Below are 12,624 nucleotides of genomic sequence, written 5' to 3' on the forward strand. Positions count from 1 at the left end.
TTACCTTTTCCCGCTTATACGTAACTAACACAAACAAAAAGGGTTGATGCTTTCACATCAACCCTTCTTCTATTTACTTAGCAACTCTAGTAATCGAGATTCGATTATAGGCCAGCGGCTGCAAATACTTGGTTAACAATCTCTTGAGCTTCTGCTTCGATTGCTTTCAGGTGCTCTTCACCCTTAAAGCTTTCACAGTAGATCTTGTAGATGTCTTCAGTGCCTGATGGACGCGCAGCAAACCAGCCGTTCTCAGTTGTCACTTTCAAGCCACCAATCGCAGCACCGTTACCTGGAGCGTGTGTTAAGCGTGCAGTAATTGCATCACCAGCCAACGTCTCAGCAGAAACCATCTCTGGAGATAGTTTCTTCAGCACGTCTTTCTGTGCACCATTTGCTACCGCTTGAATACGGTTGTACTTAGATTCACCGTGTTTAGCGGCAAGTTCTTCGTAGTATTCTTGTGGGTTCTTACCTGTCACTGCTGTGATCTCAGCCGCAAGCAAGCAAAGAATCAGGCCGTCTTTATCTGTTGACCAAGGCGTACCGTCTTTACGTAGGAAAGAAGCACCTGCGCTCTCTTCGCCACCAAAACCAAACTGGCCGTTGTATAAGCCATCAACGAACCATTTGAAACCAACTGGCACTTCACAAAGTTCGCGACCTAAGTCAGAAACTACGCGATCGATTAATGCACTTGATACTAGTGTCTTACCAACAGCAACGTCTTTACCCCAACCTTCACGGTTACGGTATAGGTAATCAATACAAACCGCTAAGAAGTGGTTTGGATTCATCAAACCTTTAGGTGTCACGATACCGTGGCGATCGTAATCTGGGTCGTTACCAAATGCTAGAGCGTACTCGTCTTTAAGCGCCAGTAAGCCTGCCATTGCGTATGGAGAAGAACAGTCCATACGAACTACGCCATCTTTATCTAGAGACATGAATTGGAATGAAGGGTCAACCGCTTCACTTACCAGAGTAAGATCTAGATTGTACGCTTTACCAATTTGACGCCAGTAATCAATACCGCTGCCACCCAGTGGATCAACACCAATCTTGATGTTTGCTTTCTGGATCGCTTCCATATCCACGACGTTAACCAAATCAGCGACGTATGGCGCGACTAGGTCAACTTCTTTTACTAGCTCAGACTGTTTAGCCTGTGCGATAGGCGTACGCTTAACACCTTGCATTTGCTCAGCAATGATCACGTTCGCACGGTCTTCAATCGCTTGAGTCAGTTCAGCTTCAGCTGGGCCACCGTGTGTCGGGTTGTATTTAATACCGCCGTCTTGAGGTGGGTTATGTGAAGGCGTGATAACAATGCCGTCGGCTTTTTTGTCATTCACTAGGTTGTGCGTAAGAATCGCGTGCGAGATACCAGGTGTTGGAGTAAAGCCGTTGTTTTCTTGAATAATAACTTCAACACCGTTCGCTACAAGCACTTCGATAACCGTAGAGAACGCAGGCTCAGATAGAGCGTGAGTATCTTTACCTAAGAAAAGAGGGCCAGTTGTACCTTGCTCGGCACGAACTTCAGCAACCGCTTGTGCAATTGCTAGAATGTGGTTTTCGTTAAATGTTGATTTGTCTGCTGTACCGCGGTGACCTGAAGTACCGAAAAGTACTTTATGATCTGGGTTCGTAGCATCCGGTTGCTGTAAGAAATAGTTAGCAACTAAAGCCGGGATATTATGAAGATCTTCCTGCTGAGCTTTCTGCCCAGCACGAGGGTGCATAGCCATTTTTCGACATCCTTATATATAAAATTTTAAAACAAAAAAACCTCATAATATCTTCTTATCCATGGATATTATGAGGTTTAAATCAGATTTCGTTAAATTGAACCTGTTACTTTTTCTATCAATTCTGCTTGGAAATTCATGCGGCTCATAAGCTGCTCAACCATCTGTCTTTTTCGGCTTGTATTGTTATTAGTAATAACCCAAAAAGGACTTTGTGGAATAGCTTTAGGCTTAGTCGTGTTGCCGTTTGCTAGCAACGTCGCTTCGTTATCTGCAAAGTAAACGCGCTTACGGCCTTTTACTTGAGTTGCTTCTGAAAAGCTTAAAGGGTCGATTTTATGCAGTGTTGATAACACAAGCATGAAACGATCAATGGCTTTCTTTAGTGATGCAAACTCATCTGATATTAGTAGTGAGCGCATTTCTTTAACGCCATCGAACTTCTCTGGAGTAAAGCCTACCTCTTTGCTAACAACGATACCTTTTGGCTCAACGATCTCTTCGATCGGAGCCATGCCTTGGCTATCAACCTGTAACAAGCGGCGCAGAATATCTGAAGCGCTTTCGCCAATACGTTCTGTCTGACCCGCAATAAAACGGTATAGGTCCTCATCAACCTCAATTGTTTTCATTCGCTTTTCACAATCTCAATGTTTAAACTCTGGGGGATTATAGCGAGATCCGCGCGGATACTCTACGTCAAACCCACCATGAATAAGATAAAAATGTCAGTACAGCTCAACTATAAAATTGAAGGTGAGGGTCACACCATTGTTTTGATCCATGGATTATTCGGTAATCTGGACAACCTTGGCTTGCTCGCTAGGGATCTAAAAGCCGATCATCAGGTACTTAGTATCGATCTCCGCAACCACGGTCAATCCTTCCATAGTGACACTCATAACTACCAAGCGATGGCGCAAGATGTCTCTCAACTGTTGAAAGATCTCGAGTTAGACGACGTCACTGTCATTGGTCACTCGATGGGTGGCAAGGTTGCCATGGCACTCACCCAACACCTAGAGCTACGTAAACTGATCGTACTGGACATGGCACCGGTCGCTTACACCCAAAGTCGCCATGATAACGTATTCGCAGGCCTTCAAGCCGTGATCGAAGAAAAACCAGAATCTCGCTCTGAAGCACTTAAAGTACTCGCAAAACATATTGAAATCGACGGGGTTCGCCAGTTCTTAACGAAATCACTGTTCAAGTCAGAACAAGGCATTATGGAGTGGCGCTTTAACGTCGCGTCACTACTTGCAAACTACGCTCACATCATTGGCTGGGAACCGATCGACAAAACCTCGGTCAAAACCTTGCTAATAAAAGGTGGGGATTCTGACTACCTCACGGCTGAGCACCAAACTGCAGTTCAGCAGCAATTTTCTAACGCAAAGGCGCACGTCATTGCCAATACGGGTCACTGGCTACACGCAGAAAAGCCAGCTGAAGTACTCAGAGCAATACGAAAATTCATCGCTTAAGCGCGCTTTTTCATGCAGATAAATGAGAGCTGAGTAATCACTGCAGATTAACTTTATCTCGCAACAGTGATATAGTGCGCCCAAGCAAAATTGGTATATAAGGTTCCCATGCTTTACGACTACATGAACATCATTGAATCTGTTGGTTTAGATCTCCTGTTTGCCGCGATTTTCTTTTTAATCGGTATGGCAATTAAGGACGTTCTCAAGCAGGGAAATGTTCCTCCATTTGGTCGTCGCATCGTATGGTTAGTACTTTTCCTTGGCTGTGCGGGTTTTATCGCCAAAGGGATAATCCAACTAAGCTGGGAAGGAACTGGGATCTAACGATTCTCTTCCGAACTTTATTACACCGACAACAGACAAAATGAAAGGTAATGATTCTATGGCAAGTGTAGGTCTCTTCTTTGGTAGCGATACAGGTAACACTGAAGCTGTTGCTAAGATGATTCAAAAGCAATTGAGCAAACAGCTCGTTCACGTTCAAGACATTGCAAAAAGCAGCAAAGAAGATATCGATAACTTCGATCTACTGCTGCTTGGTATCCCTACGTGGTACTACGGCGAAGCACAATGTGATTGGGATGACTTTTTCCCAGAGCTAGAAGCTATTGATTTCTCAACTAAGCTTGTTGCTATCTTTGGTTGTGGCGACCAAGAAGATTACGCAGAATACTTCTGTGATGCTATGGGTACTATCCGTGACATCGTTGAAGCGAAAGGCGGTACTATCCTAGGTCACACATCAACTGAAGGCTACGAATTCGAAGCATCGAAAGGTTTAGTTGAAGGCGATGACAGCCAATTCGTTGGTCTATGTATCGATGAAGACCGTCAACCTGAGCTAACTGATGAGCGCGTATCTAACTGGGTTAAACAAATCCACGAAGAGATGTGCCTAGCAGAGCTAGAAGACTAATTCTCTAGTGGTTGTTAATTGTTACAGTTAATAACCATTATGTAGATATGAAAAAACCTCCTTATAGGAGGTTTTTTGCTATTTAAAATCTATTAATTAGCACTCAGCCTCTAATGCTTCATCATCATCTCTAAATTGCGGCTTCTTTCTTACATAGAGGGTGCGTTGAATTTCTGAAACCACATTACCCTGCTTATCTTTCACGTGAATAATAAATTCGGGGAAGCACTTTTCACCGAGTTGCGTCTGACGATAGATATCGTCAAGCTGCCCTTGCCTTATCTCAAAATCTGCATACAAGTCCGATTGCCCCGGCTTGATGAAGTTAATGCTCGCTTCTTTATCCCAAACATAATATCGTTCACCTAAAATTCCCATTAACATCAATGAGTAAACGGGATCGGTAAGAGAAAAGATACTGCCGCCATATTGAGTACGATTGGCGTTCTTATTCCACCAGCGTAGCTTAAGTACTGTCTTAACAACCCTAAAGTCAGTGCTAATGTGGGCTATTCGAATACCCGCTCCCCAAAAGGGAGGCCAAATATTAAGAGCAAATTTTACAATGTTGGGTTTATATATTTTTGCGAGTTGCTTATTCATAACAACATTCCATGTTCATATCAGAAACACCGTCACCTTGACTGGTCGTACCTCCACTATAAGTGAGATACTTCCAATTTACAAAACAGATTGTGATGTCAGTAAGTAACCCTTTGAAGTTCGTGGTTTATTGTTATGCCTGACTAAACTATAATGGTATTAATATTGAATTCTGTTAATTGCTGCAGATCATCAACAGGAAAGTATATGTCAGACAATAATCAAGCGCTAAAAGATGCAGGTCTTAAAGTGACCCTTCCACGGCTCAAAATTTTAGAAGTATTACAACAGCCAGACTGCCAACATATTAGTGCTGAAGATTTATATAAGAAGCTGATCGACCTAGGTGAAGAAATCGGTCTTGCAACCGTTTATCGAGTACTTAACCAATTCGATGACGCTGGCATTGTAACTCGTCACCACTTCGAAGGCGGCAAGTCTGTATTTGAACTTTCTACACAGCACCACCACGACCACCTTGTATGTTTAGATTGTGGCGAAGTGATCGAATTCTCTGATGACATCATCGAAGAAAGACAGAAAGAGATTGCTCAGCGTTACAACGTGCAACTAACAAACCACAGTTTGTACTTGTACGGCAAAAGCATTAACGGAGATTGCAAAGGCAATCCAGACGCGCATAAAGCGAAGTAGTAATACAGAACGCTGGCTTAGGCCGGCGTTTTTTATATAGGGCATCATAAAGTATCCATGAAAAGAATCCCGCTAGTTAAGGCTTTTACTTTAATTGAGATGTTGGTTGTTGTAGTGATTATTGCAGTGCTTGCTATTGTTGCCCTTCCCCGTTTTCTTAACATTCAAACCGATGGCCGTATCGCTCTGTTTGACGCTGCTCAATCTCAATTTCAAACTGTGATCACGTTTGCTCACAGTAAATGGCTGGTCAGCGGCGGCGGCAACGCTGAAATGAATGACATGCCAGGTTTTGGGGAAGACGGAGACGGCAATGCTCAATTGGACATAAATGACGTCGGCTACCCACTCGGCGTCGATAAAGGCAACCCTATGGGGCAGCCTTACAACATAGGTCAAGGTGACCAAGGGTGTGTGTCAATATGGAATGCCATTATGACAACCGACCTGACCGCTACTACAGACCCGAACCAGTCCAACAATTTTGATTTTATTACCCGCCGTCAAAACCATAGTTTTGTTGCCAAAGACGGTACTCCTCAAAACAAACTCGCGCTTTGCTACTTCATCTACACTGGAGTCGATTTCGACAGCGATCCTGGTAATGCAGGTTATGTTTTCTGGTACAACTCACGCACGGGTGAAGTAACCCAACAAGACCCTAATAATCCCTAAAACTCTGGCTCTAGTGCTTAAAACGCTAGTTGGTCACTAGAAACACCTTGGTAATCAAATTTAAGACACAAAAAAACCGGCTCTAAGCCGGTTTTTTATTGGGTCGTTTTTAACAAACTAAATACTCAAGCATTAAGCTTCAGTTTTACCCCATGTGTCACGTAGACCAACCGTGCGGTTGAAGACTAGTGCATCTGCTTTAGAGTCTTTCGAATCCACACAGAAGTAACCTGTACGTTCAAACTGGTACGCTTGCTCTGCCACACCTTCTGCTAAGCTAGGTTCAACAAAACCATTTAGCGTAACAAGAGATTCAGGGTTTAGCGTTGCAGCGAAGTCATAAGCAGCGGCTGGGTTTGGCACTGTGAATAGACGATCGTACAAACGAATCTCAGCAGGCAGTGCTTTATCAGCAGATACCCAGTGGATAACGCCTTTCACTTTGCGGCCATCTGCAGGGTTCTTACCCAATGTTTCATTGTCGTAAGAACAGAAGATAGTCGTAATGTTGCCTTCTGCATCTTTTTCGATACGTTCAGCTTTGATCACGTAAGCACCACGCAGGCGAACTTCTTTACCTAGAACCAAACGCTTGTACTTTTTGTTTGCTTCTTCACGGAAGTCGTCACGTTCGATCCAAACTTCGCGTGTAAATGGAACTTCACGAGTACCCATTTCTGGCTTGTTCGGGTGGTTTGCAACCGTTAGCGTTTCTACTGTATCTGCTTCGTAGTTTTCGATAACGATCTTAACTGGATCCAGAACAGCCATTGCACGAGGTGCATTTTCGTTCAGATCATCACGGATGCAAGATTCAAGTGAACCGAACTCAATCATGTTCTCTTGCTTAGTTACACCAATACGCTTACAGAATTCACGAATCGAGCTTGAAGTAAAACCACGACGACGTAGGCCAGAAATAGTAGGCATGCGTGGGTCATCCCAACCTTGAACTAGGTTTTCAACCACAAGTTGGTTCAGCTTACGCTTAGACATCACTGTATATTCAAGATTCAGGCGGCTAAACTCGTACTGACGAGGTTGGCAGTCAATCGTGATGTTATCTAGAACCCAATCGTACAAACGACGGTTATCTTGGAATTCAAGCGTACAGATAGAGTGCGTAATACCTTCCAGCGCATCAGAGATACAGTGAGTAAAGTCGTACATTGGGTAAATGCACCACTTGTCAGCCGTTTGATGGTGGTGAGCAAAACGAACACGGTAGATAACAGGATCGCGCATAACCATGAACGAAGAGCTCATGTCGATCTTAGCACGTAGACACGCTTTACCTTCTTCAAAGCCACCGTCACGCATTTTTTCAAACAACGCTAGGTTCTCTTCAGGGCTGCGGTCACGGTATGGGCTCGCTTTACCAGGCTCTTTTAGCGTGCCACGGTACTCACGGATTTGATCAGGACTTAGCTCGTCAACATACGCTAAGCCTTTATTAATTAATTCCACAGCATAAGCGTAAAGCGTATCGAAGTAGTTTGATGAGTAACAAATATCACCAGACCATTCGAAGCCTAACCAGCTTACATCATTCTTAATTGACTCAACGTATTCAACGTCTTCTTTTTCAGGGTTTGTATCATCGAAACGAAGATTACATTGTCCCTGGTAGTCCTGAGCAATACCAAAGTTCAAGCAAATAGATTTAGCGTGACCAATGTGCAGGTAGCCATTTGGCTCCGGCGGGAAACGAGTATGCACGCTACTGTGTGTACCATCCGCTAAATCTTTATCAATAATTTGGCGAATGAAATTCGATGGACGAGCCTCAGCTTCACTCATCTATAGCACCTCTATGTATTTAGTATTGTCAGAGAAAGTTATCTTTCGTCCCCAAGAAAACGGTCGCTTATAGCGCCAGTCAAAGATAGAAAGATCATTGTTGCTAATCATCCACAATTCTTAGCCTTTGCACAATAAGAACCGTCCGTTAATTGCGATTATTTCTGCTATTCGATGAAGAATAGAACGAACCGTGTTCGCTGGTCTTAAACTGCAGGCACAAAAAAGCCTCCCATGTGGGAGGCTTTCAATTTGACACTTACTTAAGAGTAACTTTACGTCTTAACTAAGTACTTCCCTTACTGTGGAAGTTTTACATCAGATAGGTCTTCGCCTGCACCAATAGCTTTCATTTCGCCAGCTACGATTTCAGCTAGTGGGCCTAGGATAACCTGTAGGTTGTTTTCACCTAGTTTAACCACACCTTTAGCACCAAGTTTCTTAAGAACAACTTCATCTGCAACAGAGCGGTCTTTAAGAGTTAGACGTAGACGAGTGATACAAGCGTCGATTGAAGTTAGGTTGTCGTGACCACCTAGAGCTTTCAGGTATTGACGTGCAAGGTCGCCCTTTGGTGCGTCGCCAGCAGGAGCTGCAACAGCTTCGTCATCATCTTCACGACCTGGCGATTTCAAGTTGAAAGCGCGGATTGCGAAAGAGAAAGTGAAGAAGTATAGAGCACCGAAGCCAAGACCGATTAGTAGTAGTACGAATGGTTTAGTTGCTAGACCCCAGTTCAATACGAAGTCGATAAGACCAGCAGAGAAACCGAAACCGTGCAGAGTACCAAACATGTTAGCAACAACTAGAGACAGACCAGTAAATACAGCGTGCATTGCGTATAGAGCAGGAGCTAGGAATACGAACATGAATTCTAGCGGCTCTGTGATACCTGTTAGGAATGAACAGAATGCAACAGAGAACAGTGCGCCACCAACTTGACTACGTTTTTCAGCAGGAGCAGCTAGGTACATTGCAAGTGCAGCACCTGGTAGACCAAACATCATTACAGGGAAGAAACCGTTCATGAATACGCCAGCACCTTTATCACCACCGAAGAAACGGTGTAGGTCGCCAGATTTAACTGTTTCAGTCACTTCTTTCACAACAGTTGTGATTTCTGGAGTAACAGAGTTAGCGAATGTGAACGTGTGCTCTTGACCAACAACTAGTGTTTTAGCCAGTGCAGGGTCAACACAAAGTTGAGTGATACCAGCGAATGCGCCTTGACCAGCAACGATGATTTCTTGACAAGAGCCCATACCGAACCAGAAGTACGAGTTCAGTACATGGTGTAGACCTACTGGGATAAGTGCACGGTTAAGAGTACCGTAAACAAATTGACCGATAGCGCCAGACGTTGAAACTGCGTGAGCAAGTGCATCTAGACCAGATTGAACAGCAGGCCATACAACACCAAAGATTGCGCCAGCAACTAGAGCAAATAGACCAGCCATAATAGGAACTAGACGTTTGCCAGAGAAGAATGCTAGCCACTCTGGAAGACGAGTCGCGTGGAATGCATTGTAAGAGTGACCTGCGATGATACCTGCAAAGATACCGCCGAAGAATGACATATTTACACTAGCATCGATGTTTGTTGCGGTTGCTGTCAGAACAAAGTAAGCAACTGCACCAGCAAGACCTGCTGCGCCGTTACCGTCTTTAGAAAGACCAATAGCTATACCCAAACCAAACAATAATGGTAGTTGACTGAAGATTGCGTTACCAGCAGATGCCATGAATGCGATATCGAGTAAGTCTGGTTGACCCAGACGTAGCAGCAATGCCGCAATCGGAAGCGTTGCGATTGGTAGCATTAACGCCTTACCAAGCTTCTGCGCATATCCTAGAATATTCACCAGTTGTTTCCCCCTATAGGATTTTTTAGAATTCGTTTGAGAAACTTATTTTAGTCGCTCAATTTAGTCCTATTCAGTGTATTCAATTAATTTTGCTCCGCAAATTAAAACCTTACCATTTGTGATCCTAATCACCAGTTTTTACCAAATCCAGAGGTTTTTGCTAGCGAGATCATAAAACTTATTTTATCATTCAAAAAAATGAACATTTATGGATAAAATCCAAATCTAATCATTAGGCAAAAAGATGGTAACTCCGGGCTTATAGAGCACCGTGAATAATCATTGTTGATGGACCTAAATGTATAATAAAAATCAATTGTTCATATGTTTTTCAACAACTTAAATCGCTTCTCATTTTGAAGCCGTTTGCCCATAAAAGATAAATCGTTACGTAAATGATGCTCGCAAACTAAGTCCGCATTTAGGTAACGAACGAATTTAAAAGATCTCACGAAATAAGGATTAGCTGACTATGTACGCGCTAAGTAACTGTAAAATTTACACTGGTAGTGATGTTCTAACCGATCATGCTGTTGTAATCGAAAACGAACTGATCAAAAAAGTCTGTCCTATCTCTGAATTGCCAGAAGGAATCGAGCTTCGCGACCTAGACGGAGCAAACCTAAGCCCAGGTTTCATTGACCTACAACTGAATGGTTGTGGCGGTGTAATGCTTAACGATGAGATCACTGCAGAAACCATGCAGATCATGCACAAAGCAAACCTGAAATCTGGCTGTACTAGCTTCCTACCAACGCTTATCACCTCTTCAGACGAAGATATGCGTGCGGTTATTACGGCAGCTCGTGAATACCATAACCAGTACCAAAACCAATCTTTAGGTCTGCACCTTGAAGGCCCTTACCTAAACGTTGCGAAAAAAGGCATCCATAGCGTCGATCACATTCGTAAATCTGACAACGAAATGATTGAGCTTATCTGTGAGAACCGTGACCTTGTTGCAAAAGTAACATTGGCTCCAGAGCATAACGACCCTGAACACATCGAACGCCTGCACAAAGCTGGCGTTGTCGTTTCTATCGGCCACACCAACGCAACTTACGCAGAAGCGCGTCAAGGTTTCGAATCTGGTATCACGTTCGCCACTCACCTGTTCAATGCAATGACGCCGATGGTTGGTCGTGAGCCTGGCGTTGTTGGCGCGATTTACGATACTCCTGAGGTTTACGCTGGCATTATTGCCGACGGCTTCCACGTTGATTACGCAAACATCAGAATTGCGCATAAAATCAAGGGAGAAAAGTTGGTATTAGTGACGGATGCCACAGCTCCTGCAGGTGCTGACATGGAATACTTTATTTTTGTCGGTAAGAAAGTATATTACCGTGATGGTAAGTGTGTTGATGAAAACGGCACACTGGGCGGCTCAGCTCTGACTATGATTGAAGCAGTTCAGAATACAGTTGAGCACGCTGGTATCGCTTTAGACGAAGCTCTTCGCATGGCTACGCTATACCCAGCTACGGCTATCGGTGTAGAAAGCAAGCTAGGTCGAATCAAAAAAGGCATGGTTGCAAACCTAGCTGTATTTGACCGAGACTTTAACGTTAAAGCGACTGTTGTTAACGGACAATACGAGCACAATTAAGTATGAATGGCGGACAAATAGGTAACGTAGACTTAGTTAAACAACTAAACAGTGCGGCGGTATACCGACTTATAGACCAACAGGGACCTATCAGTCGTATACAAGTGGCTGATGTAAGCCAACTCGCACCGGCAAGTGTTACAAAAATTACCCGCCAACTTTTAGAGCGCGGCCTAATTAAAGAGGTTGCGCAGCAAGCGTCTACTGGCGGTAGACGCGCTATCTCCCTAACCACAGAAGTAGAGCCTTTTCATTCTGTTGCTGTGCGTTTGGGTCGAGACTACATTCAAATAAGCCTGCATGACCTTGGTGGTCGTGAATTGGCTTTCCAACAGCAAGACCTGAATTATTCAGACCAATCAGACCTTACCCAAGGCTTGGTCAATAACCTCAAAGCTTTCATTGCTGAGCATCAACCAAAGATCGATCAACTGATTGCTATTGGTGTCACGCTTCCAGGCTTGGTTAACCCAACGACCGGTGTTGTTGAGTACATGCCGAATACCGACATCGATAACCTCGCATTAAGCGACATTATTCGCGATACATTCCATGTTGCTTGTTTTGTTGGTAACGATGTTCGTGGAATGGCGCTTGCTGAGCACTACTTCGGTGCAAGTAAAGATAGCCAAGATTCTATTTTGGTCAGTGTTCACCGTGGTACAGGTGCAGGTATTATCGTTAATGGTCAGGTTTTCCTAGGTCATAACCGTAATGTGGGTGAAATTGGTCATATCCAAATTGATCCGCTAGGCGAGCAATGCCAATGTGGTAACTTCGGCTGTCTTGAAACAGTAGCGGCAAACCCAGCTATCGTTGAACGCGTGCAGAAGCTGATTAAACAAGGCTATGAGTCTTCTTTAACAGAGCTTGAGCATATTACGATTCAAGACGTTTGTGACCACGCGATTAATGGTGATGAGCTAGCCAAGCAAAGCTTAGTTCGAGTAGGAAACCAGTTAGGTAAGGCTATCGCGATGACGATTAACTTATTTAACCCTCAAAAAGTTATCATTGCTGGTGATATTACCAAGGCACAAGAGATTGTTTTTCCTGCAATTAAGCGCAATGTAGAGAATCAGTCGTTAACGACTTTCCATAGCGGCCTGCCTATTGTAGCATCACAGATCGATAAACATCCTACGATGGGAGCTTTTGCTATGATTAAGCGCGCCATGCTTAACGGCGTGTTACTGCAGAAGCTTCTCGAAGACTAGAGAAAACAATTCTGATTTTCCGCGGGCCGTGTTTGTATAAACAC

Annotated in this window: 12 protein-coding genes; 7 read left to right on the forward strand and 5 right to left on the reverse strand. The window is 43.9% G+C overall.

The genetic code is table 11. The annotated features are described in order from the left end of the window. Positions 1-104: 104 nt before the first annotated feature. The gene (pgm, locus tag AB4185_RS17010; RefSeq protein ID WP_017061952.1) at positions 105-1,751 is read right to left on the reverse strand and encodes a phosphoglucomutase (alpha-D-glucose-1,6-bisphosphate-dependent); all 1,647 of its coding nucleotides are present in this window, start codon (positions 1,749-1,751) and stop codon (positions 105-107) included. 92 nt (positions 1,752-1,843) lie between these two features. Then, positions 1,844-2,383, reverse strand: coding sequence for a replication initiation negative regulator SeqA (gene seqA, locus AB4185_RS17015; RefSeq protein ID WP_017061953.1), 540 nt, complete (start codon positions 2,381-2,383; stop codon positions 1,844-1,846). A gap of 93 nt (positions 2,384-2,476) precedes the next feature. On the opposite strand from seqA, the gene AB4185_RS17020 reads away from it, so the two are divergent. From AB4185_RS17020 to fldA, 3 genes are all read left to right on the forward strand, one after another. After that, positions 2,477-3,238, forward strand: a complete 762-nt coding sequence (locus AB4185_RS17020) for an alpha/beta fold hydrolase (protein ID WP_372135708.1) — start codon at positions 2,477-2,479, stop codon at positions 3,236-3,238. A gap of 108 nt (positions 3,239-3,346) precedes the next feature. Next, positions 3,347-3,565, forward strand: a complete 219-nt coding sequence (locus AB4185_RS17025; RefSeq protein WP_004737900.1) for a DUF2788 domain-containing protein — start codon at positions 3,347-3,349, stop codon at positions 3,563-3,565. Between the two features lie 58 nt (positions 3,566-3,623). After that, positions 3,624-4,157 carry a flavodoxin FldA gene (fldA, locus tag AB4185_RS17030; RefSeq protein WP_010436745.1) on the forward strand — a complete coding sequence of 178 codons (534 nt, stop codon included), beginning with the start codon at positions 3,624-3,626 and terminating at the stop codon, positions 4,155-4,157. Between the two features lie 96 nt (positions 4,158-4,253). Here fldA and AB4185_RS17035 read toward each other — a convergent pair whose 3' ends face one another. Further along, positions 4,254-4,760: a DUF4442 domain-containing protein gene (locus AB4185_RS17035; protein WP_017061955.1), complete on the reverse strand. Its 507-nt coding sequence runs from the start codon at positions 4,758-4,760 to the stop codon at positions 4,254-4,256. A gap of 207 nt (positions 4,761-4,967) precedes the next feature. Here AB4185_RS17035 and fcrX point away from each other — a divergent pair, with 207 nt between their 5' ends. Then, entirely contained in the window at positions 4,968-5,414 is a 447-nt protein-coding gene (gene fcrX / locus AB4185_RS17040; protein WP_017061956.1) for a ferric iron uptake transcriptional regulator FcrX, read from the forward strand. A 57-nt stretch (positions 5,415-5,471) separates the two neighbouring features. After that, positions 5,472-6,089 (forward strand): prepilin-type N-terminal cleavage/methylation domain-containing protein, encoded by a 618-nt coding sequence (locus AB4185_RS17045; RefSeq protein WP_372135690.1) that lies wholly within the window; start codon positions 5,472-5,474, stop codon positions 6,087-6,089. 132 nt (positions 6,090-6,221) lie between these two features. Here the strand turns inward: AB4185_RS17045 and glnS are convergent, their stop codons facing one another. Both glnS and nagE read right to left on the reverse strand, forming a co-directional pair. Further along, positions 6,222-7,889, reverse strand: coding sequence for a glutamine--tRNA ligase (gene glnS, locus AB4185_RS17050; protein ID WP_372135691.1), 1,668 nt, complete (start codon positions 7,887-7,889; stop codon positions 6,222-6,224). Between the two features lie 299 nt (positions 7,890-8,188). Next, the gene (nagE, locus tag AB4185_RS17055) at positions 8,189-9,751 is read right to left on the reverse strand and encodes an N-acetylglucosamine-specific PTS transporter subunit IIBC (protein ID WP_065583827.1); all 1,563 of its coding nucleotides are present in this window, start codon (positions 9,749-9,751) and stop codon (positions 8,189-8,191) included. A 475-nt stretch (positions 9,752-10,226) separates the two neighbouring features. Between nagE and nagA the strand changes: the two genes are divergently transcribed. Both nagA and AB4185_RS17065 read left to right on the forward strand, forming a co-directional pair. Continuing rightward, positions 10,227-11,363 carry an N-acetylglucosamine-6-phosphate deacetylase gene (nagA, locus tag AB4185_RS17060; RefSeq protein WP_371724300.1) on the forward strand — a complete coding sequence of 379 codons (1,137 nt, stop codon included), beginning with the start codon at positions 10,227-10,229 and terminating at the stop codon, positions 11,361-11,363. Between the two features lie 2 nt (positions 11,364-11,365). After that, on the forward strand, positions 11,366-12,580 hold the full coding sequence (locus AB4185_RS17065) for an ROK family protein (RefSeq protein ID WP_017062194.1): 1,215 nt from the start codon (positions 11,366-11,368) through the stop codon (positions 12,578-12,580). Positions 12,581-12,624 lie beyond the last annotated feature (44 nt).

Origin of the sequence: Vibrio sp. 10N.286.48.F5 (assembly GCF_041469785.1) — a bacterium.
GTDB lineage: Bacteria > Pseudomonadota > Gammaproteobacteria > Enterobacterales > Vibrionaceae > Vibrio > Vibrio crassostreae_C.

Coding starts and splice junctions, on each gene's coding strand:
- nagA (WP_371724300.1), top strand. CDS start 10,227: ATGTACGCGCTAAGTAACTGTAAAATTTACACTGGTAGTGATGTTCTA.
- glnS (WP_372135691.1), bottom strand. CDS start 7,889: ATGAGTGAAGCTGAGGCTCGTCCATCGAATTTCATTCGCCAAATTATT.
- pgm (WP_017061952.1), bottom strand. CDS start 1,751: ATGGCTATGCACCCTCGTGCTGGGCAGAAAGCTCAGCAGGAAGATCTT.
- seqA (WP_017061953.1), bottom strand. CDS start 2,383: ATGAAAACAATTGAGGTTGATGAGGACCTATACCGTTTTATTGCGGGT.
- AB4185_RS17035 (WP_017061955.1), bottom strand. CDS start 4,760: ATGAATAAGCAACTCGCAAAAATATATAAACCCAACATTGTAAAATTT.
- fcrX (WP_017061956.1), top strand. CDS start 4,968: ATGTCAGACAATAATCAAGCGCTAAAAGATGCAGGTCTTAAAGTGACC.
- fldA (WP_010436745.1), top strand. CDS start 3,624: ATGGCAAGTGTAGGTCTCTTCTTTGGTAGCGATACAGGTAACACTGAA.
- AB4185_RS17045 (WP_372135690.1), top strand. CDS start 5,472: ATGAAAAGAATCCCGCTAGTTAAGGCTTTTACTTTAATTGAGATGTTG.
- AB4185_RS17025 (WP_004737900.1), top strand. CDS start 3,347: ATGCTTTACGACTACATGAACATCATTGAATCTGTTGGTTTAGATCTC.
- AB4185_RS17065 (WP_017062194.1), top strand. CDS start 11,366: ATGAATGGCGGACAAATAGGTAACGTAGACTTAGTTAAACAACTAAAC.
- AB4185_RS17020 (WP_372135708.1), top strand. CDS start 2,477: ATGTCAGTACAGCTCAACTATAAAATTGAAGGTGAGGGTCACACCATT.